This is a genomic window from Vibrio sp. VB16 (assembly GCF_015594925.2).
Classification (GTDB): Bacteria; Pseudomonadota; Gammaproteobacteria; order Enterobacterales; family Vibrionaceae; genus Vibrio.
On sequence record NZ_CP087590.1, the window covers coordinates 2,586,566 to 2,611,869 of the forward strand.

Sequence of the window (25,304 nt, forward strand, 5' to 3'; positions counted from 1 at the left end):
CCAGCTTAGATTGTCTTCGTGAATGTTGATCGAATTAGTGACCTTCAAATTCACAGATGCTGTAAACGTTAAGATCTAGAGCTTTAAGACGCGCTTCACCGCCAATTTCAGGGAGGTTAATAACAAACGCGGCATACTCTACAACACCACCTAAACGACGAATTAGTTTCGTAGTGGCTTCAATAGTCCCACCCGTTGCAAGTAGATCATCAACAACAAGAACTTTGTCGCCTTCTACTATTGCGTCCGTATGAATCTCCAACATATCCGTGCCATATTCCAATTCATATGATTCAGAGATCGTTGCACGAGGTAATTTACCTGGTTTTCTTACTGGTACAAAACCTACACCAAGTTCAAGAGCTAGAGGTGCACCGAAAAGGAAACCTCGTGCTTCAGTACCTACTATTTTCGTGAAACCCATCTCTTTGTATTTCTCTACAAGCAGTTGAATCGTTGCTTGATACGCCGTCGCGTCTTCCATGAGGCTGGTAACATCACGAAATAAGATACCTGGCTTTGGATAATCAGGAATGGTTTTAATGCTTGCTTTAATTAATGTGATTGTTTCAGTAGTCATATTCATTCAAATTTTGTTGTGATTTGCTTGTGCCATATCGCTGTAATTTATAATTATTATTTTTAGCGTGACAAGCTAAGAAACTATGCTCTGTTTATACTTTTAAACAAACCAAAACACAGAAAAACAAATGCCCACTCCGAAGAGTGGGCACACTTCCTCATTATGTTAGTGATTTTTTTCCTCATGAGCAACAAAGGAAAAGAAAGCAAACGTTCAAACCTGTCATTGTGTGCAATAAATCTACTTATTGTCTTTTTACCGCTGTTTATTTGGTCATATTCAGTCAGTAGAATCGGGTTTTATATCTAAACTAAAATGGCTGACCCCGATATTGGCAATGTTTAACTTGCCACCAGAGAGGATGCTTAGGTTTTCAAACAATTCATTTTTCACACAACCCGTTCCAAGGTGATGCCCCCCTTCTATATGGGTTTTTCTTTCCCCTTCCGTCCAAATCGCGTCTAAACCAGCAGGTAAAATACTTACCGTCCCATCGGTCATATCAGCAATGCCTATCAGCGCTCCGATCGAAGAAACAGAATCAATACAATTGATGCCGCTCTCTAGGTTCTCACCAAATTCGACTAACATATCTTTACTTAACTGTTGTCGCCGTAGGCTGTCATTGAATAATGCTCGAACCAATAAAGACGTTGCTACACCGCAACCATCGACAGTGGTTGAATCAATGAGGTAAAAGGCAAATTGCCCATCAATTAGCCAGGCATAATCAAATACTAAAGGCATGTTCTCTGATGATTGAAGCAAACTATAGCTGCATTTCCACTTACCTTGTCTAGTATCTCTATCAGGCAGTAAAGCCGTCAGTAAATCTTTCGCAGCATTCGGATTCTCTTTTAAATGGTCCAAATGCCAGTAAAGTTCTTTGTCTTCAGGAATATCCCCTTCCTCACCGACTCTAAACCATTGACTGGCAAAATCACGAGAGGTGCTAATATGTTTATTTTCATCATCTAAGATATTCGAAATTGCAGACAGCAAATGTTTCGGCGTGGAGATGGGTTTGGTTAAAAAATCCTTAATACCAAATCGCAACGCACGTGCAACATCTGACATATCTTCCGTCGCGGAAACTACAATCATTGGAACTTCTGGATACTCCCAACTCACCTCTTCTGCGAACTCAATACCGTTAAGTATTGGCATAGATAGATCACAAACAATAAGATCGGGAACCTCTTCGCGCAGTTTTTGCAATCCATCTAGGCCATGTTCCGCCTCAATGATAAAATACCCTTCTTTTTCTAGTACTACTGATGTGAATCTACGAAAAATCGGATCATCATCTACCAACATTATTGTACGACTATCCAAACGACTCTTTTGCTCAAAAAGAACAGAGTCGGCTTGACTATTCATCATATAAACCTCACCCATCTGATTTTGGGTACGTCTTTTTATTGTTATTTAATTCCCCTATAAAAGGTAGTTCTGATTCTTGATTTATACAACATATGCGATCTTGTTAAGGAATTATTTAAAAACAGAACCACATATTGACGTAAAGCAAATTTAGAATACGAAGAACAGTATAAATTGACCGGACAAGTAATTAGGAACTTTCGCTGTTGATGAAATTTGATGATCTAAATCTATTTCGACTTGTAGTCGAGAATGGAAGCTACACAGCAACGTCTAAAAAGACACTTATTCCCGTAGCCACTATTACACGGCGAATTCAGGCGCTTGAAGACGCTGTAAATCTGCGACTTTTGAACCGCCATGCGAGAAAGTTATCTCTGACAGAAGCCGGTGAACGTTTCTATCAAGAGTGTGCTCCTATCTTAAAACAACTCTCTAGTACCACTGAAGTCATAACCGACGATTGTCGTGGGGCGGCAGGAAAGCTGCGGGTATCTGCACCATCAAATCTTACTAAGCGAGTCATTCTTCCAATGCTCAGTGATTTTATGGCAAGTTACCCTGACATCAACATTGAACTGACGATGAGTAATGATGCCGACCAGATTGACCCTATCGATTGGGACATTATCTTTCGAGTTGGGCCCCAAAGAGATTCAACCCTTATCGCACGTAAAATAGATTCTGTTAAAGACATACTCGTTGCCAGTCCCGAATATCTAAAGAGCAGCAAAGCACCACTGACACATGCTGACGACTTGTCTGAGCACGCATTGTTGAAAGGCAGCCCCTTGCTTAAGTGGTTATTAACAAATAGTAGTGGCGAGACGGTTCTTAATAACGACAAAGCACGATTTGAGGCGAATGCGCTCAACGTCGTTCGCCGAGCATCAGCAAGAGGCTTAGGTATTACGTTGATGCCGGACATAATGCTTCAAGAATACTTTGAAAATGGTAGCTTGGTTCGCATTCTGAATGACTGGAGCGCAAACCCTAGAGATATCTACATGCTTTATAATCATAAAGATCATCAACCGGAGAAGGTTCGTCTGCTGATTGAATACGTCACTCACTATCATGATAAATAGTCATTCATGTTAGTCACAAACGTATTTGACTTGGTAATAAGTGCTCAGCATTGATGACATTCAAACAATAAAAAACCAGAGCAACGGCTCTGGTTTTTTTGAATACTATTTAGACGCTAACAACGTTATACCCCTTCGTTGTATAACTCCAAACTCGCCAAATCTTGCTGAATATCTTTTTGCAATCGAGAGTCATCATTTCTTAAAGAATCTAAGAAGTCTAAATATTTTTGGTCAATATCACCGGTTACATACTCACCATTAAAGACCGACGTTTCAAACTGCTTGATATCGACATTGCCTAAACCAACCGCGGCAACCAAATCCTCCAATGTCTGGAAAATTAGCGCGTCTGCACCAATAAGTTTCGCGATTTCTTCCGCATCACGGCCGTGAGCAATTAATTCGTTTGCACTAGGCATATCGATACCGTAGACATTTGGGAAGCGAATTTCCGGTGCAGCTGAAACCATGTATACATTGCTGGCACCTGCTTCACGTGCCATCTCTATGATCTGCTCTGAAGTTGTACCACGGACAATAGAATCATCAACCAACAGCACATTCTTACCCTTAAATTCAGATCGAATAGCATTCAATTTACGACGCACTGATTTTCTACGTTGAGTCTGTCCCGGCATGATAAAGGTGCGGCCAACATATCGGTTTTTCACAAAACCTTGGCGATAAGGTTTATTCATAATTTGAGCAATCTGAAGCGCAATATCACATGATGTTTCTGGAATAGGTATGACGACATCAAAGTCCAGATCAGACCATTCTCGTTGAATTTTTTCACCGAGCTTCTTACCCATTTCAACGCGAGCGCTATATACGGAGATTTTGTCGATAAATGAATCTGGACGAGCAAAATATACATACTCGAAGATACAAGGGTTTACTTGCGGGTTATCCGCGCATTGTTGAGTAAACAACTGGCCGTCAAACGTCACATAAATACCTTCGCCTGGTGCAACGTCTCGCACGAAATCAAAACCCACGGCATCAAGTGCAACAGACTCGGAAGCCACCATATACTCGATGCTACCCTCTAACTCTCTTTTGCCTAAGCAGAGCGGACGAATTCCGTGCGGGTCGCGAAAAGCAATCATGCCATGGCCGATAATCATGGCCGCGACTGCATAAGCGCCTTTTATCGTTCTGTGCACGTTAGTTACGGCTCTAAAAACATCTTCAGACGTAACATTGCCTTTAACGGTATCAATCTCATGAGCGAGAACATTCAACAAAACTTCAGAGTCAGAAGTGGTATTGACGTGGCGGCGATCTTTCTCAAACAGTTTTTCACGAATTTCGGCGGCATTGGTTAAGTTACCATTGTGTGCCAATGTAATGCCAAATGGCGAGTTCACATAAAACGGTTGTGCTTCAGAAGCACTAGAACTTCCCGCCGTTGGATAGCGGACGTGGCCGATACCCACGTTTCCTTGAAGGCGTTGCATATGTTTAGAGTCAAACACATCTCTAACTAAACCGTTCGCTTTACGCAAACGAAAACGATTGCTTTCTATGGTAACAATACCAGCAGCATCTTGGCCACGATGTTGCAATACAGTCAGTGCGTCATAAATTGACTGATTAACTGGATTTGTACCCACGATTCCAACAATACCACACATGTGTTAACCCTCAGTTTCTATAAAAATGGCACTAAATAGCGCCAGATAAAAAGCTCGATGTTTGTTTCAAATGGTCAAAAAATGGTGCGATAATACGACTAAATTCAGGTATTAACACCGATTCTTTCCACCACTCTGAATTTGACAATGCAGTAAACGCATCCATAAAAAACAGGGTGGCAGCAATGATAAGTACACCTCTTAGTGTGCCAAAAACCACACCAAGTACCCTATCAGTGCCTGATAAACCTGTTTTTTGTACCAGCTGAGCTATAACGTAGTTGACGATGGCGCCGACAACTAACGTAGCCACAAAGAGAGCCGCTATCGCACTTCCTCTGCGAAACATGTCATCTTCTATTCCGGAAAAATAAACGGAGAGTCTTTCATAATATTGACTTGCTATGAAAAACGCACCAAACCAGATAACTAATGACAATGCTTCTTTAACAAAGCCTCTTACTAAACTGATCAAAGCGGAAAGCCCGATCACACCTAAAATTATAAAATCTATCCAATTCATTTGTTTTACATCTTTAAGTTGGCGCGCATTTTAACAGAAAAATTCGCGACGCAAACGTTTTCTTATGGGTTTAGGGGCTTAAATTTCAACAATTGACCTTTTGAGCCGGTAACTTTTTGAAGTTCTTTGATTTGTCTTTCCAATTTACTTTTGGAAGTGTCTGGTCCAATGATAATACGAGTAAATGCTTTTTCTTGCTTAATATTCGCTTGATATCCACGTTTCTGCAGATCTTTTACCAGAGTTTTTGCATTATCGGCGTTTTTTAACGCCATCAATTGAATAATCCAAGCACTCTCTTGGTATTCATTCTTTTCAACCACATCATTGACCACCACCACAACTTCCTCAACATCAGGTATAGAGGTCGTCGCCTTAACGGGACTTTCTGGCAAAGCCGTTTGTACGGCAATAGGTTGCAATACTTCGAACGATTCCACCTCCGTTCCAACATCTGGCTTAAGAGGGATAGCCGCAAGATCTTCTTTATAGTGCTTTTTTTTACCATCTAAGACATCCGGTAATACTATGACCCCGACAGCGACTAAAATGATGGTTCCAACCAAACGGCTTTGGAATTTACTTGCCATTTGTACTCCTTTGCAACTGTAAATAGACTAATACTTCGGCGACCGTTCTAAACGAGCCCGCGATGAGAATAACATCTTCCTTTCGAGCCTGTGACAATGCAGCTTGATAGGCGAATGTAGGAGACGAATACCGATTACACGATGTCTGAATATGTCCAATCAATTCATCGGCACTCGCCGCTCTAGGGCCATCTAATGAGCTTGGATACCACGTTGTTACGATAGGCTCTAATACCTTTATGGTTTGAGCAATATCTTTATCATGAAGCATACCAAGTACACAATGAATCGTTTTACCAGCATAGCGTTGTTGTATTTGCTGTGCTAAGTATTCCGCAGAGTGAGGATTATGTGCCACATCCAAGATAACAATAGGTGCATTGTTAACTTTTTGCATCCGTCCTGACAATTTCGCGCGCTGTAATCCGTTGACAATATTGACGTCTGTAATATCAAAGTCAGCAGCGCCTAGAGCCATTATAGCCGTGGCCGCATTAGGCAAGGGCAAACTGGGCTTAGGAAGCTGAGTAAGATCAAAGGCACCGCTACACCAATCCCAATGTTCTGCTTCTTCCACATACTTATACTGTATACCAACTTGATGAAGCTCAGCGCCAATCTCGTCCGCGTAGGCCGCAACCGTGTACGGAGCATTCGGTTGCCCACATATTGCAGGTTTACCGCTTCTAAATATTCCTGCTTTTTCTTGTGCGATAACATTAATGTCATCACCCAACCAGTCAACATGGTCAATCGCTAAGCTAGTAATCACGCTAACATCATGGTCAACAATATTAGTCGCGTCTAAACGCCCCCCAAGACCCACTTCTAATACAACGACATCCACAGCTTCTTGTTGAAACAAGCGTAACGCCGCAAGCGTACCAAACTCAAAAAAACTTAAGCTGGTTTCGCCACGTTGTGTATCGACAAATGAGAAGGCCTCGGCGTGTTTTGCGTCGGGTAATATTGCGCCATTAATTCTTACTCGTTCGTTATAGCGAATAAGATGTGGGGAACTATAGACGCCAACAGAATATCCTGCATCTAAGAGGATTGCTTCAAGGATGGCACAAGTTGAACCCTTACCATTTGTTCCAGCAACAGTGATCACTTTATTGGCAGGTTTTGTGAGGTTTGCACTTTCAGCAACAATTTGAACGCGCTCTAATCCAAGATCGATAGCGCTGGTATGAATATTTTCTAAATAATCAAGCCACATCGATAAGGACGATGTGGCTTGAGGTATCTTGCTTAGACTCATTAACTTACATCACGATTAGACGTTTAGGTTAGTCAATACTTTACTCTTTTTCTTCCGGTACTGGAACTTTATATTCAGCTTCTTCCGGTACTTCTGGAGCGTCATCAACCGAAACAACCAATGGTGAACCGTGATTGGTCATTTTGGCAACCAAACTCGCCACTCGTTGACGCATTTCACGACGATCAACGATCATATCTATTGCACCGTGTTCGAGTAAAAACTCACTACGTTGGAAGCCTTCTGGCAAATCTTCACGTACTGTTTGTTCAATAACCCGACGACCTGCAAAACCAATAAGCGCCTTAGGTTCGCCGATATTTACATCGCCCAACATCGCCAAACTCGCAGAAACACCACCCATTGTAGGGTCAGTCATAACGGAGATAAAAGGCAGTCCTTTATTTGATAAGCGTTCCAATGCAGCACTGGTTTTCGCCATTTGCATTAAAGACATCAATGCCTCTTGCATGCGAGCACCACCACTTGCAGAAAAACAAACCAATCCGCATTCTGCTTCCATTGCGGCTTCAACGGCTTTAACAAAGCGAGCACCAACAACGGAGCCCATCGACCCCCCCATAAAGGAGAACTCAAAGGCGCATGCAACAATGGGTAAGCCTAGTACTTCCCCTTGCATAACAACCATCGCGTCTTTTTCACCACTGTTCTTTTGAGCAGCAACGATACGGTCTTTATAGCGCTTCGAATCTTTAAACTTCAATTTATCTTGAGGTTCTAGATCGTTGGCTAGTTCTACACGGTTATTCTCATCTAGAAACGTTTCTAAACGACGGCGTGCTTTCATACGCATATGATGATCACATTTTGGGCATACTTCCAAATTGCGCTCTAGTTCTGCGTGATATAGAACTTGTTCACAAGATGTACATTTGGTCCATACACCTTCAGGGATAGAAGCTTTACGAGAGCTTACAATGTTACTTTTCGTTAATATTTTTTCAAGCCAACTCATGGAAGACCTTTTCTTTTATTTCTTCCACCAAATGGCGAAAGAGTTATAATTCAATAATCTGCGGACAGATTAAACCACAGATCTTTAACGCTGTAGACAAAAAACTGGTTGTACCTATTTATAGCGTAGCAACAAGTTTTAATAAATCACTATAATTTGAGTGTGTTAGCGGTAAATAGTTCCATCGCTGCTTCATTTTATAGTGATGTATCAGGCAAAAAAAGTGGCCCAATGGCAACTCTAGGAAGTTCAAACTCAGCTGGATAATCCACATCGACCAAATACAGTCCGCTTGGCTTTGCCGTTGCACCGGCTAAAGACCGATTTTTCTCTGCAAGTAACCATTTTATCCATTCTGTATTCTGTTCGCCGCGGCCAACCTCAATTAAGCTACCCGTAATATTTCGAACCATATGATGTACAAATGCATTCGCTTTGATATCGATAACAATGTAATTACCATTACGCGATACGTTCAAATGATGGATGTTTCGCCATGGGCTGTTAGATTGACAATGGGCCGCGCGAAACGAACTAAAGTCATTCTCACCCAAAAGAAATTGTCCCGCTTCATGCATCTTCTCCGCATCTAACTCCCCGTGGTAGTGACTGACTCCGGAAGAGAGAATGGCGGGACGAAACGCATTATTAAAAATGATATAGCGATAACGTCGAGCAGTAGCGGTAAATCGAGCATGGAATGCATCTGGAACCTCTTTCGCCCAACGAACCGCGATGTCCTTGGGCATATTGGTGTTGGTACCCATTACCCACGCAACCAGTTTTCTCGTCGAACTTGTATCAAAATGAACGATTTGCCCTGTGCCATGAACGCCAGCATCAGTGCGTCCAGCACATTGAACCTCAACGGGATGTGCGGCAACAATCGATAACGCTTTTTCTAATTCTTGCTGCACACTGTTGACATGTTTTTGTCTTTGCCAACCAGAGTATTTCGTACCGTGATATTCAACACATAAAGCTATACGCATGTTAATTCCTAGGGGCTTTCAATATGTCACATCTAAAGTGCATTACTAATATGGGAGGTGGATTTTAGGGGTCAGATTAACGATTGTCCAGACCTGACTCTACCGTGATGTAATTGAAGCTCAAGTAACCTACATGGCTGGAGCGACATATAAGGTTACTTGAGTGACTACTGTCATTTACAGTTTGCTTGCTATTGATTTTCTATTTTATCAAGTAACTCTCTAGCTTGCTGACGGATGCCTTCTTCGCCATACAACAGCGCTTCTTCAAGCAGTCGTGTGGCGCCTTCCGTATCGTTCATTTCGATGTAGATCTTCGCCAAGTCTAGTTTTCCTGCCGCTTCAGCGTTGGCGTCAACATCAAACTGTTCAACATTCCCAATAACGTCAGGAAACTCGTTTAAACCCACATCTAATTTTAATTCTTCTTCGTCAGGGTCGATTTCATTGTCATCCACGACATCCGCTTGCGCCATCAACTCATCGACACTCATATAGGTCTGTTCATTTTCTAAAGACTTAGCATCAATTTCGGATTGCTCACCCCAATCTTCTTCTTGCGCAACCGGTTCCTCTGTCTGAGAGCCCCATACATCCAGTTCGTCTTCAGGAATGTCTGTTGATATATTTGCTTGCTGCTCTTTAGATAGCGCAAAGCCATTCCAGTCCTCACCGCCAACATCCAGCATGGTATCGATATCCATGCCTGCACTCGCGATCGTTTTTTCATCTAAAGCTACATCATTTCTCAACGCTGGGGATTCATCATCACTGAGTAGTTCCGCTAGCGTGGCTGACTCATCATACTGATCAAGTTTTTTCTTATCGCCGACTTCACTGACACTGTCATCAACACCTTTAGCAACCGTGTCGGAGTCGTCCATTTCAGCAAAGAAACTGTCAAACTCATCTAGCGACTCTTCTTTCTCTGATAGAACCGCTTCGTTAAATGCTTGAATTTCTTCCTTTTCTTGTTGTTCGCTGCCTGTATCACTGAATATTGCATCCAGCGCTGAATGTTCTTCTGGTGTCGTCTCTTTTCCTTCAGAAACAAAGTTTAGTGTTTTCTCTAACTCAGCCCGCTCTTCAGATAAAGGTTCAATAGACGAAGCGTCATCGTTGATGTCGTTCAGAAGAGCACTTAGCTCATTATTGTCGTCATCAAGCCCGTCACCGCTGAGTCCAAGTATTTCTGCTGGTTCTTCAAGTAATTCAGATTGGTTCTCTGGGATGGTTTCCAGATCAGGTTCATGTAAAACATCGCTCAGCGCGCTAGCTTCGTCATATTCGCCAAGCTCGTCATCGTTGAGTTCCAATGTCTTTGTTTGTTCTTTAAGTGATTCAGGATCGATCTCGGGTAGTATTTCAAGGTCGGATTCTTGTAATACATCACTCAGCGCACTAGCTTCATCATATTCACCAAGCTCATCATCGTTGAGTTCCAGTGTCTCTGTTGGCTCTTCAAGTGACGCAGGCTCGATCTCTGGAAGCGTTTCAAGATCTGGCTCTTGTAAAGCATCGTTATGCGCACTAGCTTCATCATATTCACCAAGCTCATCATCGTTGAGTTCCAGTGTCTCTGTTGGCTCTTCAAGTGACGCAGGCTCGATCTCTGGAAGCGTTTCAAGATCTGGCTCTTGTAAAGCATCGTTATGCGCACTAGCTTCATCATATTCACCAAGCTCATCATCGTTGAGTTCCAATGTCTCTGTTGGCTCTTCAATGGCGTCCGGCTCGATTTCTTCTAACGCCTCAAGCTCAAGGTTTTCAACCAATGTTGATTCATTACCTGCTACTGGTTTTTCATCAGTTTCGAGGTCCCAATCTTCATCTTGAGGGGTTCCAAATTCATTCGTTATCGCTTCATCTTTAATATCAGAGAGTTTTTCATCTGGATTAACAATGTCGTCATCAATAGACTGGGAAGGCGACTCATAATCAGCGTCTTGCTTTCCCTCATCAGATTCCTCTATATCAAAATCTTCGATTTCAGACATATAGCTGTCTATATCATCTAGCGCTTCAATTTTGTCGGCATGCTCAGAGCCATCGATATGCGGCGTAAAATCGAAGCGACCTTTTTGTGCGACATCACTCTCTGTGAGTGATGATATTTCTCGTTCAAGAGACCCATCAAAAGGTTCATCTTCCGATAACAATTCATCCAATAAATCCGTGCTATTTTCATCTAACTCAGGTTCATCTCCAATTGATCCTTCTCCCGATTGTGGCTCTATACCAAACTCGGCTAAAAGGTCATCAGGATCCGTACTCATCTCGCCAAATTCTTTCTCAGCATCCTCAAGCAACTCATCCAGAAGTGCTGTGCTGTCTTCGCTGACTTCAATATCATCGGAGACATCCGCATTGGCAACATCATCACCATCATCAGAGATCAACTCGTCTAACAATGCTGTGTTGTCTTCTAGATCTAATTCCGATTCGTCGGAACTTCCAGATGCATCAAAAAGCTCATCCAGCAGCTCGGTGCTGTTTTCTGATAATTCAGGTATATCGTCGTCGTTTGACTCTTCGTCATCAAGTAAATCATCTAATAACGCCGTACTATCCTCTGAAAGCTCAGCGGCGGCGTCTTCTTGCTCTATTACGTCATCGAGCAGATCGGTGCTATTTTCTGCAAGCAGATCATCAATTGAGTCCGCATCAACTGACTCAGTTTCCATTTGATAATTAGCAAGTATATCGTCGATGTCATCGGATTCCGCCGCGTCGCTCTGCGCTGCCGCCGGTTGATAACTGGACAATATATCGTCGATGTCATCAGATTCCGCCGCGTCGCTCTGCGCTGCCGCCGGTTGATAACTGGACAATATATCGTCGATGTCATCAGATTCCGCCGCGTCGATCTGCGCTGCCGCCGGTTGATAACTGGACAATATATCGTCGATATCATCAGAATCGCTATTATTTTTATCATCACCACTGTCGAGGTCAAAGTCGTCAAGGTCACTCTCATTACTATTTTCTTCTTTGACGCTATTGAATAGATCATCGAGTGCTGACTGGTCAATTTCATCTGCAGCTAGTGCTTCTGTGTCATCTTCACCGGCCAATAGCTCGTCCAGATCATCTTGTGACATCCCACTTTCGTCAGATAGATCAAACTCACTTTCAAATTCATTCTCGTCCCCGGAAGATTCGTTATCTAACGCTCTTTCCATATCTTCTAGACTGAGCGCTTCTTCTTCACCGTCTACACTTATCCCGTTTGCGCTCTGTTCGATCTTATCTAATTCTGTATCGAAATCACCATTATCTGCAATGCTTGCAAATGGGTCATCCTCTCCATCATCTAGGTTAAAGTCCAAATCACTGTCGTCGAGGTTAGCAAAGACATCGTCTTCAGATAATTGTTCATCTTCATCATCTATATCAAAGATATTCTCGTCTGAAAGCTCTCCGAACAGATCATCATCGATACCGACATCTTCATCAATATCTTCATCTAAATTTATCTCTGGCACGTCATCTGAATCATCATCCATCAACGAGATGACTTCTGGCCCTTCGGGGATTAACTGCTCTTGAGGTTGTTCTGCTCCGCCTTTACGAGTCAATAAAAGAACGATAATAAGCACAAACAACAACCCTGGGATTAAGGCTAGCAATACAACAAACCAAGTATTGGCCAAAAGCATATCGAGTTGACTTGGTTCTATTTGAGCCGTTTCAAGCGCTTTTTTACGCTCTTCTCCTAGCAGTTTCTCTACCTCATCGCGAATTCGGCTTTCGTCACCAAGTTCATCTTTTAGATTCCCCACTTCATCTTGAACATCCGTCAACATGAGACGAAGCTTATGATTCTTTTCTTCTAAAGCGGCCAACTCGCCTTCTGTAGTAGTGAGATCTTGTTTTAACTTAGTGACATGCTCACGTTGTTTAGAATCAGCTTTGACCTCGTTATTCTCAACAGCTGCGACTTCAATAGGCTTTGGTTGTTTAGGCGCTTGCGGTGGAGTGAGGTCTGTCTCTGTTATCGGTGCTGGTTTTGTAACTGGGCTAGAGACGACCGTTGTCCCTTTTTGCTGCTTATTATGCGCTTGCATAATACGAACCGCTTCATTGGTATTCTCTGCCTGAACTTGCTCTAGAGATGGCACTCTCAATCGACTACCTGGTCTCAGCTCATGGATATTTTGTTGGTCAAATGCTTGCGGATTCAATTTATAGATCGCAAGTAAAGTCTGCTGTACAGAGTATCGTCGTGAGGGTCGTAGTTTGGTCGCTATTGACCAAAGGGTTTCGTTATTTGCCGTTGGCCCATAAGAATTCGCGCTATTTCCGATGGCGTTTGAAACGGTAGCGTTGGAAGGCTGAGTGCTCTGTTGCGTAGCCTGAACTGAAGACTTAACTTCACCATCAGGCCCAATTAGGCGAATAGATTCAGCAACAGCGAGATCGGCTGAAACTGTTAAAAGTAACGCTAAAGGCGTAATGAGACGCTTTAGGATTGGATGCATATAAGGCTCGTCTTTCTGCGTTAAAACTTAATTAATTAATATAGAGCAAATACCCATGGGTAAATGAACTTATATCTCTAAAAAGGGGACAGCTTCTAAATATATCGGATATCAGATGGAAAACTATAGGTCTCTACAAAAAAAAGTCGATAAATCATCAAAATATCAATTTTTATTACTAAATTAAGGGGTGGCCTACATTTCAGGCAAGTCCATAGTATGCTTTGCAGTCAACCAAAACTGGGCATATTCAAAAAAAAAGCCCTAGCAATCACTAGGGCTTTTTCATCGAACAGCTTAAAAGTCGTGACTAAAAATAGTCTCGAATAAGTAATTCAGCAATCTGTACTGCATTGGTTGCTGCGCCTTTACGCACATTGTCAGCGACCACCCACATATTGATACCACTGTGGTGACTAATATCATTTCTAATACGGCCTACCATAACATGGTCTTTACCGCCGCTATCACGCACTTGAGTTGGGAAGTCTTGCCCTTGGAATACTTCGACACCATCTGTATCCTCAAGCATTTGAATCACTTGCTCAGCATCAATTGGCAAACGAGTTTCAATATGAATCGCTTCTGCATGACCATAAAATACGGGAACTCGAACACAAGTAGGGTTCACCATTATAGAGGTATCATTGAAGATTTTCTGTGTTTCCCAAACCATCTTCATCTCTTCTTTGGTATAGCCATTCTCCATAAAAGCATCGATTTGAGGAATACAGTTAAATGCGATTTGTTGACTAAAGGCTTCAGGTTCAGCGGGCACGCCACTCAATAGTTTTGCCGTTTGACCTGCTAGCTCATCAATGCCTGACTTCCCCGCTCCAGACACGGATTGATAGGTAGATACATTAATTCTTTCAATCCCTACTTCATCATGAATCGGCTTAAGGGCAACCAACATTTGAATAGTTGAGCAATTTGGATTCGCGATAATGTTGCGATTGCGAAAGTCCGCTATTGCCTCTGGGTTAACTTCAGGAACAACGAGAGGGATATCATAATCGTATCTAAATTGAGAGGTATTATCGATAACAACCACACCCTCATCAGCGGCGATAGGTGCCCATTTTTCGGACAGTTCAGCACCGGCAGAAAATAGCGCAATATGCACCTGAGACCAATCAAAGTTCTCTACATTTTCAACCAAAATTGACTTACCATTAAAGCGATAACTTTTACCTTCACTGCGTTCACTCGCCAACAGGTACAAATTCCCTACAGGAAAGTCACGTTCTTTTAGAACGTCCAGTATGGCTTCACCAACAGCGCCCGTGGCACCAAATACTGCTACATTAAATTCTTGGCTCATTTTTCCACCTTTATTTGGAAACCTAATTGTCTCAATGGCTCTAGCTGGCATGTTTTGTCACCAACTAAGCGAATAGCACTATATTCTCTTCTATCCCAATAATTTTTACGCATCGCATCAAATGCGCTTTTATTCTCTGCTTCTGTTTGATCACGGGAGATTTCGCGACGGAATATGGCGTCATCATGTCGTACATCATATGTTAATTGAATAAGACTGTGCAGCACAGCTTCGTTCCATTCTCGGTCAACAAAAACCTGAGGAATTGGCGCTATTGGCAATAAATCTGAAGCATTCGCTCGTTCATCTCTTTTTAAAAACTCGCAATAAAAGTTAAAAATCATCGTTGTCCCACGCGCTTTACCTTCTAAACCGTAGCCCGCTACATGGGGGGTGGCAAAATCGAGAAAAGGCAAAAGTTCAAGATCTACAGCGGGTTCGTGTTCGAACACGTCTAAACTCGCGCTAAATCCATCTTGCTTCATCAAGCGTTGTTTCAGCGCCAGATTATCGACGACCGGCCCTCTGGCCGCATTTATCAATATTTGATTCGCTCTCATATTGTCGAGTCTATTTGCATCAATCAAATGATGCGTAGGGTGTTTGCCTACTTTTGTGATCGGTGTATGCAGCGTAATAACATCCGATTGTTCAAGCAAAAAATCCAATTCTACAAACTTTCTGTTATCACCTTCCGCTTGTTTTATCGGATCATTAAGTAGTACTTTTATACCTATACCCTGTAACGCCTCAGATAGATAACTTCCAACTTGACCCGCACCTATAATCCCGACGGTTTTTTCTAAAACAGAAAATCCTTTTTGTTGAGCCAGTACCATCAATACGCTAAAGACATATTCCGCGACACCAACTTTATTGCAGCCTGGTGCTGCGGTAAAGAAAATGCCTTTTTCTTTAAGTAGCGACTGATCGACGTGATCCTTTCCCGCCGTTGCTGTCCCTACAAATTTTAGTCGATTTGCATGTTTAAGAAGGGCCGAATTCACTTTAGTGACCGAACGAATCATAAGTGCATCAACATCAATCAGATCTTCTGCTTGAATCTCGCGGCCAGATTTAAATGTCACTTCGCCAAGTTGACTAAACAGAGCGTCCGCATAAGGCATGGCCTCATCGATAAGAATTTTCATAAACACGTTTTTTCTAGGTTGCTAGGAGGGGGGATTGTGGCGCAATACAATATTATTCGCCAGTATATTTTCACTTGACGCGACACTATTTGGTCGACCAACATCCTCAGATGACTGAAAATAAAAATGCCCGGTCACCAAATAAATTGATAACCGGGCTAAATCCAGAACAAAAGGATCACGTTCCGCTCTCAAAGGAACATGTTTGCGTCTGTCTGATCAGTCAAGCTGACCGATTCTGGAAACCTTTTCCGTCTTCCGTTTCAGATAGGGTTCTAAAACGAATTACGCTTTATATTTTTTAATGACCAAGGTCGCGTTCGTGCCACCAAAGCCAAAGCTATTTGACATAACTGTATTTATTTCTTGATCACGTCTTTCAGTTACGATATCCAAACCTGCTGCTGCTGCATCTAACTCATCGATATTGATGCTTGGTGCAATAAAGCTGTTCTCTAGCATCAATGTTGAATAGATAGCTTCATGAACACCTGCCGCACCAAGAGCGTGGCCTGTCATTGCTTTTGTCGCAGAAATCGCAGGGCTATTACCACCAAAGACATCTTGGATAGCCTCAAGTTCTTTGCCATCGCCAATCGGTGTTGATGTACCATGAGTGTTTACATAATCGATGCTGTCAACATTTTGCATCGCGTCTCTCATGCAACGAGCCGCGCCTTCACCTGAAGGTGCCGTCATGTCGTAGCCATCAGATGTCGCACCATAACCAACAATCTCACCATAAATTTTCGCACCACGAGCAAGAGCATGTTCTAGCTCTTCAACGACCACAATACCGCCGCCGCCTGAGATAACGAAGCCGTCTCGGTTAGCATCATAAGTACGTGATGCTTTTTCTGGTGTTTCATTATATTTAGTTGATAGTGCGCCCATTGCGTCAAACATCATTGTTTGACTCCAATCTAGCTCTTCACCACCACCAGCAAAAATAACATCTTGTTTGCCCAGTTGGATAAGCTCTACCGCATGACCAATACAGTGTGCCGATGTTGCACACGCCGAACTCATCGAATAGTTAACACCAAGAATTTTAAATGGTGTAGCCAAACAAGCCGATACCGTCGATGACATGGTACGAGTGACCATATAAGGGCCTACACGACGCACGCCTTTTTCACGAAGCGTATCCACAGCTAAAGTTTGGTTTAGCGCGGATGCACCACCAGACCCAACAACGATACCGGTACGAATATTAGACACTTGATCTTCAGCTAGAGCTGAATCTTCAACGGCTTGTTCCATAGAAAGGTAAGCATAAGCAGCTGCATCTCCCATAAAGCGCATTTTTTTGCGGTCAATATGATCGGCTGGTTTGATCTTAAGATCACCCCAAACTTGAGAGCGTAAGCCCATTTCTTTGAACTGTTCAGATTCGTTGATACCTGATTTGCCTGCTTTAAGAGACTCTAGTACTTCTTCAACGTTATTACCGATACTAGACACAATACCCATACCAGTGATGACAGCGCGTTTCATTTTACATTCCTATAAATAATAAAATCTTTAAGATTACTGCACGATGATACCCAAGTTAACCATCAAAAGTGGTCAGCTTTCCCATAAAAACGTACAATTTAGTCTACTCTACGACTAACTATAAGCCAAACAGTTCAAAAACCATGACGTCAATTACAAACGCAACCCTCGAATGGGATGAAGCCGGGATACCTGTTTCCGAACAATTTGGTGATGTATACTTCTCTAACGTAAACGGTTTAGAAGAGACACGCTACGTATTTCTAAAGCAAAATAATCTACCCAATAGATGGCATTCATATGACCAACGCCGTTTTGTTGTGGCTGAAACAGGTTTTGGCACTGGCCTGAACTTCCTAGCAGTATGGCAGTGGTTTGAGAAATATCGAGCGGAATTTCCAAATGCACCACTAAAAGAGCTCCATTTCATTAGCTTCGAGAAGTTTCCCTTAGGTATTACGGATTTAGAAAAAGCACATCAAGCTTGGCCTGAGCTGGCACAATACGCAAAGCAGTTGCAAGAAGCCTATCCAATTAGTGTTCCTGAATGTCATCGAATTATATTAGCTGGTGGCGCTATAACTTTAGATCTCTGGTTTGGAGACATCAAAGAATGCATGCCTCTCGTGCCAACAAATGAGTCAGGTATTGTTGACGCTTGGTTTCTCGATGGTTTTGCACCCAGCAAGAACCCTGAAATGTGGAACCAAAACCTATTTGAAGGTATGGCTAAATTGGCTAGGCAGGACTGTACTTGTGCAACCTTTACCGCCGCAGGCTTTGTTCGAAGGGGGCTTATAGAAGCTGGGTTCGCAATGAGAAAAGTCAAAGGCTTTGGAATCAAAAGGGAGATGATTGCAGGCACATTGGCACATAAAAAACCATTTTCTAATATCCAACCTTGGTATGCGCGACCTGATCAGTCACCCATAATAGATGTCGCTATCATAGGCGGAGGTATCGCCAGCGCGGCATTGGCAGCAAGCTTATGTCAAAGGGGAGTAAACGTAACCCTGTACTGCAAAGACTCGCAACCCGCTCTCAATGCATCCGGAAACAAGCAAGGTGCACTCTATCCATTACTGAATAGCAACCATAGTGGCGCCTCACGGGTTTACGCCCCTGCATTTTTATTCGCCAGACAGTTTTTTGATCAAGCCGCAAAGCGGTTTAATTATGATCACGACTGGTGTGGTGTCACTCACCTTGCTTGGAATGACAAAGCGAGTCAAAAACTCGACAACATACTTTTAGGTGGCCATGTAACTGACTTAGTTGCCCCTGTTTCTGCAGAACAGATGGATCAATTGGTCGGTTTATCGACAGAATTAGCAGGTATTACCTACCCTATGGGTGGGTGGCTTTCTCCAAGTGAGCTCACTCAAAAACTTATCCAAGAGCAGATTAATAGCGGTCGACTGACTCTCATTAGTCATACCCATATTAAAACACTGGAACAAAATCAAGATAACCACTGGACACTGCATAGCGAAAAATCGAGCTTTCAGCATGATGTTGTGGTGGTGGCAAATGGCCATGATGCTGGTCAATTTAACCAAACCTCAACCATACCCCAGTCAGCCGTAAAGGGACAAGTAAGCCACGTTCCCACAACGCCTACACTGAAACGGTTAAAAACAGTACTGTGTTATAACGGTTATATGACACCACACAATCCCAGCGATCAATATCATTGTATCGGAGCAAGTCACGACCGTGACAATATTGACCACAACTTCGATGTTCTAGCGCAGAAAGAAAACGCCTATAAATTGGTTAGAACATTACCCAATAAAACCTGGGTGAAAGAGGTGAATATTGGCGATAATCTCGCAAAACAAGGTATTCGCAGTACGAGCCGAGACCATTTGCCTTTTGTTGGCAATGTGTGTGATTTTGAATCCGTAAAAAATGAATACGCCAATTTACTCCAGGATAAAAATGTCGGCCCGATCACGGACTACAACAACCTCTATTGCTTCATGGCGTTAGGAGGGCGTGGGCTCTGCTCTGCTCCTTTAATGGCGGAGGTTTTGGCCTCTCAAATGTGCAATGACCCCATACCATTGCCAGTCGATTGTTTAGAAGGTATCCACCCAGCGAGAATGTGGGTTCGTAAGCTATTGAAAGGACGGCCTATCGGCCAATAAAAAACGCCTCGAAAGATCCGCAGATCTCAGAGGCGTTCTTTTAATTAATACTCGACCCTAGTATCGAGTATTCGCATGTTCATACAACTCTTCATACTCTGTTGCGGTAAGCTGCCAAGAAAAATCTGTCGTCATTCCATTAACCATCATTCTCTCGAAGGCAGGTTTATCATTACGATAAATAGACGCCGCCCAACGCATCGTATCTCTCAACGCGGCTGGGTAAAGATCATAAAACTTAAATCCAGTCGCATGTTCAAGATTGCCTGCCGAATAATTATGTACGGTATCTTCAAGACCGCCGGTTGATCTTACAATCGGCACTGTTCCGTATTTCATACTGTACATTTGATTAAGACCACATGGCTCATATCGTGATGGCATAACAAAGAAATCCGCACCAGCTTCGACCAAATGCGCGAGCTTGTTGCTGTATCCAATATATGCGCCGAATTTATGAGGATATCGTTTAGCATAATCGGTTAATGCCGACTCTTGCCAACTCTCACCAGAGCCAACAATGACAAATTGAACATCATCTTGCTCAAGCATCTCATGAATGCATTCAATAAATACATCAAGTCCTTTCTGCGTCGCAAGCCTTGAAACCACGCCATAAATAGCGACATCAGGTCTCACTTCTAAACCAAATTCTTTCTGCAGCTCTGCTTTACACAACGCTTTTCCTGACAAGTCATTGTGTGAATAGTTGTGAGGCAACAAGGTATCTGATTCTGGGTCCCATTCTTGAATATCAATCCCATTAATGATGCCACGCAGTTTGCCTTTTACTGCTTTGTGCTGAAGCGCATTCTCCAGACTGAAGCCATATTCTGCTGTCAATATTTCTTCGGCATAGGTTGGGCTTACGGTGGTTACCATATCCGCCGACAATACGCCCGCTTTTAGGAAGTTGAGTTGGTCATAGAACTCTAAGCATTGGAAGTTAAAGTAATCCCAAGGAAGCCCTGTCAAAGGAAGATTAGACTTGTTGAATACACCTTGGTAACCGATATTGTGGATCGTCATAATAGACTTTGTTTCTGAGAAGTTACTGTAGGCGTTATACAGATCACTTTTCACATACACGTTACACAATGCGACGTGCCAATCATTACTGTGCAAAACATCGACTTTGATATCTAACGCAAGAACGGCCTGCATAATGGCTCTAGAAAGAAATATAAAGCGTTCTGCATTATCTACATACTCACTTCCATCCCAGTCATACAATTTAGGACGGTCATAAAACTTATCGTACTCGATAAAATAAAATGAGAGATTTTCGCTGATTTTGTGTTGTCTTATTGACGCCCACTCTTCATTCCCTTCCCCAAATGGAACGCCTAACATTTCATAAACACGTTCTGTTTGTTCGCACCTTTCTCCCATGACTTGGGGATAATAGGGCATGATGACCGATACATTGTGTCCATTTTCCGCCATTGCATAGGGAAGCGAATACGACACATCAGCTAACCCACCGGTTTTTGCATAAGGGGCAGCTTCACTTGTAGCCCAGACTATATTCATTATCTATTACCTCAAAGACTAAATATGCGTTGAGTAAAGCGGTTCAATTCGAACAACAAAGAGTTTGTAAACCCAAACACAATAATATACTCACCAAATAGTCTTTTGTAACATAAAGATTTTACCGACTCCACTGCGAGCCCGCCAAAATAGAAAAGAGTTATATTTACTTATGAAAACCTTGAATTTCGTTAGGTTTTTTGCCAACAATTATGCTTTTATAAGTGCAGCCCATAGATCGGCCACTATCGTTCGATCGGCGGGTGTTAACTCTGAACGCGCATCTTCCAGGCTTTGATCCACCTTCTTTTTAAATGACTCAACGTCCTCGATACCTTCTGCTTCGCAGTCCGCTGCAGAAAGAGAGATATGCCCTCTTAGATAACCGCCTGCAAACAGTTCATCATCCGATGCACTCTCTACCGATGCGTCAATCATTTCTAACCATTTTTCTTCATGTTCAATAATCATTAATATTCTCTATATTTCACTTTAAACACTATGTCACTTTAAACATTATTTTACTTCAAACTGATGTATTTCTAGTTCTGGCGTATGGTAAAAATCACGTAATGCTTCCGAAAGCAATTGTACTCTATATGGAATCCCTTTCTCTAAAATGTCTTTTACCTGTTGATGTACGATATTCATAAATGCCAATCTATCCGGTTCCACATCACCTTGCAGGTTGTCACAGCTGACATTAAATGGGAACCCAGCACTTACTGCCAAAATCCACTCGTAAGCTTGCGGCCTCACCTCTACTTTCTCAAATTCAGCCTGTACTTCTGCCGTCCGCCCATCAGGTTCATACCAATAACCGAAATCTTCAAGTAATCGACGCTCCGACCCAGCGACACACCAATGGGCAACTTCGTGTAGTGCAGAGGCATAAAAACCACGCGCAAAAACGATTCGATGAAATGGTACTTTTTTGTCTGCGGGCAGATAGACAGGTTCATCCCCACCAAGCTCAAGTTTGGTGTTGAACGCTTGGTAAAAAGTTTGATTGAATAGGGTGACTAAATCTTGATAATGATGCTGCATGATAATGACAATTCTGGTTATAAAAAGAGGCCACCCAAATGGGTGGCGACATTAAGGTTAAATCTTTGGCGTTTCTGTTGTCACACCAAAGTTTTGTCCACGGTGGCGCAATAAATGATCCATTAATACTATCGCCAACATTGCTTCGGCAATGGGTACTGCTCGAATTCCGACACACGGGTCATGACGACCTTTTGTGATAAGTTGTGTTGACTCACCCGTTCTCGTAATGGTTTCCCCCGGAACGGTAATACTAGACGTCGGCTTAAGCGCTATATTAGCGACGATATCTTGCCCTGTAGAAATGCCACCCAGTATGCCACCAGCATGATTGGTCTTGAACCCGTTTGGCGTCAGTGGGTCTCTATGCTGACTTCCTTTTTGACGAACGACATCAAAGCCATCACCAATTTCAACACCTTTTACGGCATTAATACTCATTAGACAATGTGCAATGTCGGCGTCTAGTCGATCAAAAATAGGCTCACCTAAACCAACAGGAACATTGGTGGCAACAACCTGAAGCTTCGCTCCAATCGAATCGCCTTGCTTTTTAAGGTCACGGATCAATTGGTCTAAATCGTCTACTTTATCTACATCAGGGCAGAAAAAAGCATTATTTTCTATCTCGTCCCAATCAACTTTATCTATTGACACATCGCCCATTTGAGACAAATAAGCACGGACTTCTACACCAAATTCTTTTTGAAGATATTTTTTTGCAATTGCACCCGCCGCCACTCGCATTGCTGTTTCACGTGCAGACGAACGGCCACCACCACGATAATCACGAACCCCATATTTTTGATGGTAGGTGTAATCCGCATGTCCAGGGCGGAATTTATCTTTTATTTCAGAGTAATCTTTTGAACGCTGATCGGTATTTTCTATCAACAGTCCAATTGACGTCCCTGTGGATTGACCTTCAAACACACCAGAAAGTATTTTCACTTCATCTGGTTCACGACGTGCCGTTGTGTACTTAGAGGTCCCAGGTCTACGGCGGTCCAAATCCTTTTGTAAATCAGCCTCGGTTATCTCAAGTCCAGGAGGGCATCCATCAACAATACAGCCTAACGCTATACCGTGACTCTCTCCAAATGTGGTGACTCGAAAGTGCTGACCAATACTATTTCCTGCCATAATATCCTCACAATTCTTAACTCAATGTTTTGGCTAATTTACCCATCTAGTTAGACTGATATTTGCTGTTGAGTACTTATTCTTCATACTTTCATGTTCGCTTGATACGCAGTAGATGTAAACCCTTTAGACAGAAAAAACGCCAGTAGAGACTGGCGTTTTTAGAATTGAATGGCGGTTTAGTCTTTATAGAGAGAAAATTCGTCTGCGCATTCTACCAGTTGTTCACGGGTCAACGTAAAGACACCGTGTCCACCATTTGCAAATTCAATCCAAGTGAAAGGGAGCTCAGGGTATTGTTCCATCATGTGAACCATTGAGTTGCCAACTTCACAAACCAAAACTCCATTTTCATTTAAGTAATCGGGTGCATTGGCCAAAATTCTGCGTACCAATTTCAGGCCATCGGTACCCGCCGCTAAACCCAATTCAGGCTCATGAGTGAACTCATCCGGTAAACTATTCATGTCTTCCGCGTCTACATAGGGTGGATTAGACACGATCAAATCGTATTTATCTAAGTCCGGCAGGTCACGGAACAGGTCTGAACGAATTGGGAACACTTGTTGCTCCATACCGTGCTCTTGAATATTTTTCTCAGCAACCTCTAGAGCATCAGCGGAGATATCAATAGCATCGATTTCAGCATCAGGAAATGCATAGCCGCAAGCAATAGCAATACAGCCACTGCCCGTACATAAATCCATAATTCTATGAGGCTGATCTAACAGCCACGGCTGGAATTCAGATTCTATCAATTCACCAATTGGAGAACGAGGAACAAGCACACGCTCATCAACATAAAACTCCAAGCCACAAAAATACGCTTTGTTGGTTAAGTAAGCCGTTGGGGTACGATCATTAATACGTTTTACTACACGATTAACAATACGACTACGCTCGGTTGAAGTGAGTCTGGAATTTAGAATATGTGGTGGCACATCGATAGGAAGATAGAGTGTTGGTAGGATTAGTTGAATCGCTTCATCCCATGAGTTATCGGTACCGTGACCATAAAAAATCCCGGCAGCATTGAAACGGCTTACTGTCCAACGAAGCATGTCTTGAAGGGTATACAGCTCTGATACCACTTCCTCCACAAAAATCTTATCCAAAATTACCTCCAAATTATCCCCATTAAAATTAGTGTCACACATAAACAACACTCTATTTGTTCTTAGGGGTCTCAGCGGCCAATTATATCTGTGCCGTAACGTAAAGCTACTCTAATCTTTCACAGAGAAATAATGCCTTGTTTTTTTATAAGGCTGTAGCACAAAAAATAATTGAAAATGAAACCAATAAATCCGTTATGTGAATGCATGGTTTAACGCTACAATACCGCTATTGTCCATCAATCCAAATATTATGAGTAACAAAGACGAAAGCGATAACGATGACTTCTCCCTTTTTCAAAATGAAGTAAAGGGCATCAAGAAGTTGGCACAAGATACCGTACTTCAAAAACCAAACAGAGAAACAAAACAGAAAGAGTCCAAGCGCTCTTTTAGAGACGCCAAAGACAACGAGTTTTTCTTTTCTGATGAATTTGTCCCACACTTGGAAGACGACGGGCCAACGCGCTATGCGCGCAATGATGTTTCAAAATATGAAGTAAAACGGTTACGCCGCGGAGTCTATGTGCCTGATGTCTATTTAGATATGCATGGAATGACGCAACAAGAAGCCAAAGCAGAGCTCGGTGCAATGATAGCGTACTGCATTAAAGAGAGCGTACACTGCGCTTGCGTGATGCATGGCATAGGCAAGCACATCCTTAAGCAGAAAGCCCCAATTTGGTTGGCACAACATCCTGATGTAATGGCATTCCACCAAGCACCTCTAGAGTTTGGTGGCAATGGTGCCCTATTAATTCTTCTCAGCATTCCTGAAAGATAAACTGATCTTAGTTTATCTTTTTCTTAATCAACGAGACTTT

The 25,304-nt window shown here is 42.6% G+C and carries 20 protein-coding genes; 3 read left to right on the forward strand and 17 right to left on the reverse strand.

All coding sequences use genetic code 11. The features are described 5' to 3' along the window. Nucleotides 1-34 precede the first annotated feature (34 nt). Both apt and IUZ65_RS11700 read right to left on the reverse strand, forming a co-directional pair. Nucleotides 35-580: an adenine phosphoribosyltransferase gene (gene apt / locus IUZ65_RS11695; RefSeq protein ID WP_195703898.1), complete on the reverse strand. Its 546-nt coding sequence runs from the start codon at nucleotides 578-580 to the stop codon at nucleotides 35-37. Nucleotides 581-862: 282 nt separating this feature from the next. Further along, nucleotides 863-1,966: a response regulator gene (locus IUZ65_RS11700; RefSeq protein WP_443083710.1), complete on the reverse strand. Its 1,104-nt coding sequence runs from the start codon at nucleotides 1,964-1,966 to the stop codon at nucleotides 863-865. A gap of 209 nt (nucleotides 1,967-2,175) precedes the next feature. Here IUZ65_RS11700 and IUZ65_RS11705 point away from each other — a divergent pair, with 209 nt between their 5' ends. Next, nucleotides 2,176-3,054 carry a LysR family transcriptional regulator gene (locus IUZ65_RS11705; protein ID WP_195703899.1) on the forward strand — a complete coding sequence of 293 codons (879 nt, stop codon included), beginning with the start codon at nucleotides 2,176-2,178 and terminating at the stop codon, nucleotides 3,052-3,054. Nucleotides 3,055-3,179: 125 nt separating this feature from the next. Here IUZ65_RS11705 and purF read toward each other — a convergent pair whose 3' ends face one another. The 10 genes from purF to fabB all read right to left on the reverse strand — a co-directional run bounded on the left by purF (nucleotide 3,180) and on the right by fabB (nucleotide 17,492). Beyond that, nucleotides 3,180-4,694, reverse strand: coding sequence for an amidophosphoribosyltransferase (gene purF / locus IUZ65_RS11710; protein ID WP_195703900.1), 1,515 nt, complete (start codon nucleotides 4,692-4,694; stop codon nucleotides 3,180-3,182). Nucleotides 4,695-4,725: 31 nt separating this feature from the next. Further along, the gene (locus tag IUZ65_RS11715; protein WP_195703901.1) at nucleotides 4,726-5,217 is read right to left on the reverse strand and encodes a CvpA family protein; all 492 of its coding nucleotides are present in this window, start codon (nucleotides 5,215-5,217) and stop codon (nucleotides 4,726-4,728) included. A 62-nt stretch (nucleotides 5,218-5,279) separates the two neighbouring features. Then, nucleotides 5,280-5,807 (reverse strand): SPOR domain-containing protein, encoded by a 528-nt coding sequence (locus tag IUZ65_RS11720; RefSeq protein ID WP_195703902.1) that lies wholly within the window; start codon nucleotides 5,805-5,807, stop codon nucleotides 5,280-5,282. After that, entirely contained in the window at nucleotides 5,797-7,071 is a 1,275-nt protein-coding gene (folC, locus tag IUZ65_RS11725; protein WP_195703903.1) for a bifunctional tetrahydrofolate synthase/dihydrofolate synthase, read from the reverse strand. Before folC ends, IUZ65_RS11720 begins: the two co-directional genes overlap by 11 nt. A gap of 40 nt (nucleotides 7,072-7,111) precedes the next feature. Further along, the gene (gene accD / locus IUZ65_RS11730) at nucleotides 7,112-8,047 is read right to left on the reverse strand and encodes an acetyl-CoA carboxylase, carboxyltransferase subunit beta (protein ID WP_195703904.1); all 936 of its coding nucleotides are present in this window, start codon (nucleotides 8,045-8,047) and stop codon (nucleotides 7,112-7,114) included. A gap of 197 nt (nucleotides 8,048-8,244) precedes the next feature. Then, nucleotides 8,245-9,039, reverse strand: coding sequence for a tRNA pseudouridine(38-40) synthase TruA (gene truA / locus IUZ65_RS11735; protein ID WP_195703905.1), 795 nt, complete (start codon nucleotides 9,037-9,039; stop codon nucleotides 8,245-8,247). A gap of 191 nt (nucleotides 9,040-9,230) precedes the next feature. Continuing rightward, the gene (locus IUZ65_RS11740; protein ID WP_195703906.1) at nucleotides 9,231-13,520 is read right to left on the reverse strand and encodes a FimV/HubP family polar landmark protein; all 4,290 of its coding nucleotides are present in this window, start codon (nucleotides 13,518-13,520) and stop codon (nucleotides 9,231-9,233) included. 310 nt (nucleotides 13,521-13,830) lie between these two features. Continuing rightward, a complete protein-coding gene (locus tag IUZ65_RS11745) occupies nucleotides 13,831-14,844 on the reverse strand; it encodes an aspartate-semialdehyde dehydrogenase (RefSeq protein ID WP_195703907.1) in 1,014 nt (337 codons plus the stop codon). Then, nucleotides 14,841-15,995 carry a 4-phosphoerythronate dehydrogenase gene (locus IUZ65_RS11750; RefSeq protein ID WP_195703908.1) on the reverse strand — a complete coding sequence of 385 codons (1,155 nt, stop codon included), beginning with the start codon at nucleotides 15,993-15,995 and terminating at the stop codon, nucleotides 14,841-14,843. Before IUZ65_RS11750 ends, IUZ65_RS11745 begins: the two co-directional genes overlap by 4 nt. A gap of 285 nt (nucleotides 15,996-16,280) precedes the next feature. Further along, the gene (fabB, locus tag IUZ65_RS11755; RefSeq protein WP_195703909.1) at nucleotides 16,281-17,492 is read right to left on the reverse strand and encodes a beta-ketoacyl-ACP synthase I; all 1,212 of its coding nucleotides are present in this window, start codon (nucleotides 17,490-17,492) and stop codon (nucleotides 16,281-16,283) included. A gap of 143 nt (nucleotides 17,493-17,635) precedes the next feature. Here fabB and mnmC point away from each other — a divergent pair, with 143 nt between their 5' ends. After that, nucleotides 17,636-19,642 (forward strand): bifunctional tRNA (5-methylaminomethyl-2-thiouridine)(34)-methyltransferase MnmD/FAD-dependent 5-carboxymethylaminomethyl-2-thiouridine(34) oxidoreductase MnmC, encoded by a 2,007-nt coding sequence (gene mnmC, locus IUZ65_RS11760; protein WP_195703910.1) that lies wholly within the window; start codon nucleotides 17,636-17,638, stop codon nucleotides 19,640-19,642. 57 nt (nucleotides 19,643-19,699) lie between these two features. On the opposite strand, the gene glgA is transcribed toward mnmC, so the two are convergent. The 5 genes from glgA to prmB all read right to left on the reverse strand — a co-directional run bounded on the left by glgA (nucleotide 19,700) and on the right by prmB (nucleotide 24,480). Beyond that, entirely contained in the window at nucleotides 19,700-21,175 is a 1,476-nt protein-coding gene (gene glgA / locus IUZ65_RS11765) for a glycogen synthase GlgA (RefSeq protein ID WP_195703911.1), read from the reverse strand. A 210-nt stretch (nucleotides 21,176-21,385) separates the two neighbouring features. Beyond that, a complete protein-coding gene (locus IUZ65_RS11770) occupies nucleotides 21,386-21,646 on the reverse strand; it encodes a YfcL family protein (protein ID WP_195703912.1) in 261 nt (86 codons plus the stop codon). Nucleotides 21,647-21,691: 45 nt separating this feature from the next. Further along, complete coding sequence (locus IUZ65_RS11775; protein WP_195703913.1) at nucleotides 21,692-22,222, reverse strand: elongation factor P hydroxylase; 531 nt, start codon at nucleotides 22,220-22,222, stop codon at nucleotides 21,692-21,694. Between the two features lie 57 nt (nucleotides 22,223-22,279). Then, the gene (gene aroC, locus IUZ65_RS11780; protein WP_195703914.1) at nucleotides 22,280-23,365 is read right to left on the reverse strand and encodes a chorismate synthase; all 1,086 of its coding nucleotides are present in this window, start codon (nucleotides 23,363-23,365) and stop codon (nucleotides 22,280-22,282) included. Between the two features lie 179 nt (nucleotides 23,366-23,544). Continuing rightward, a complete protein-coding gene (prmB, locus tag IUZ65_RS11785; RefSeq protein WP_195703915.1) occupies nucleotides 23,545-24,480 on the reverse strand; it encodes a 50S ribosomal protein L3 N(5)-glutamine methyltransferase in 936 nt (311 codons plus the stop codon). Between the two features lie 253 nt (nucleotides 24,481-24,733). On the opposite strand from prmB, the gene smrB reads away from it, so the two are divergent. Next, a complete protein-coding gene (smrB, locus tag IUZ65_RS11790) occupies nucleotides 24,734-25,264 on the forward strand; it encodes an endonuclease SmrB (protein ID WP_195703916.1) in 531 nt (176 codons plus the stop codon). Nucleotides 25,265-25,304 lie beyond the last annotated feature (40 nt).

Bases quoted from the DNA above. Each gene is read 5' to 3' on its own strand.
- IUZ65_RS11750 (WP_195703908.1), bottom strand. From the start codon at position 15,995: ATGAAAATTCTTATCGATGAGGCCATGCCTTATGCGGACGCTCTGTTT.
- apt (WP_195703898.1), bottom strand. From the start codon at position 580: ATGACTACTGAAACAATCACATTAATTAAAGCAAGCATTAAAACCATT.
- mnmC (WP_195703910.1), top strand. From the start codon at position 17,636: ATGACGTCAATTACAAACGCAACCCTCGAATGGGATGAAGCCGGGATA.
- folC (WP_195703903.1), bottom strand. From the start codon at position 7,071: ATGAGTCTAAGCAAGATACCTCAAGCCACATCGTCCTTATCGATGTGG.
- IUZ65_RS11700 (WP_443083710.1), bottom strand. From the start codon at position 1,966: ATGATGAATAGTCAAGCCGACTCTGTTCTTTTTGAGCAAAAGAGTCGT.
- IUZ65_RS11720 (WP_195703902.1), bottom strand. From the start codon at position 5,807: ATGGCAAGTAAATTCCAAAGCCGTTTGGTTGGAACCATCATTTTAGTC.
- IUZ65_RS11775 (WP_195703913.1), bottom strand. From the start codon at position 22,222: ATGCAGCATCATTATCAAGATTTAGTCACCCTATTCAATCAAACTTTT.
- IUZ65_RS11745 (WP_195703907.1), bottom strand. From the start codon at position 14,844: ATGAGCCAAGAATTTAATGTAGCAGTATTTGGTGCCACGGGCGCTGTT.
- fabB (WP_195703909.1), bottom strand. From the start codon at position 17,492: ATGAAACGCGCTGTCATCACTGGTATGGGTATTGTGTCTAGTATCGGT.
- purF (WP_195703900.1), bottom strand. From the start codon at position 4,694: ATGTGTGGTATTGTTGGAATCGTGGGTACAAATCCAGTTAATCAGTCA.
- IUZ65_RS11770 (WP_195703912.1), bottom strand. From the start codon at position 21,646: ATGATTATTGAACATGAAGAAAAATGGTTAGAAATGATTGACGCATCG.
- accD (WP_195703904.1), bottom strand. From the start codon at position 8,047: ATGAGTTGGCTTGAAAAAATATTAACGAAAAGTAACATTGTAAGCTCT.
- IUZ65_RS11705 (WP_195703899.1), top strand. From the start codon at position 2,176: ATGAAATTTGATGATCTAAATCTATTTCGACTTGTAGTCGAGAATGGA.
- truA (WP_195703905.1), bottom strand. From the start codon at position 9,039: ATGCGTATAGCTTTATGTGTTGAATATCACGGTACGAAATACTCTGGT.
- IUZ65_RS11715 (WP_195703901.1), bottom strand. From the start codon at position 5,217: ATGAATTGGATAGATTTTATAATTTTAGGTGTGATCGGGCTTTCCGCT.
- aroC (WP_195703914.1), bottom strand. From the start codon at position 23,365: ATGGCAGGAAATAGTATTGGTCAGCACTTTCGAGTCACCACATTTGGA.
- smrB (WP_195703916.1), top strand. From the start codon at position 24,734: ATGAGTAACAAAGACGAAAGCGATAACGATGACTTCTCCCTTTTTCAA.
- glgA (WP_195703911.1), bottom strand. From the start codon at position 21,175: ATGAATATAGTCTGGGCTACAAGTGAAGCTGCCCCTTATGCAAAAACC.
- IUZ65_RS11740 (WP_195703906.1), bottom strand. From the start codon at position 13,520: ATGCATCCAATCCTAAAGCGTCTCATTACGCCTTTAGCGTTACTTTTA.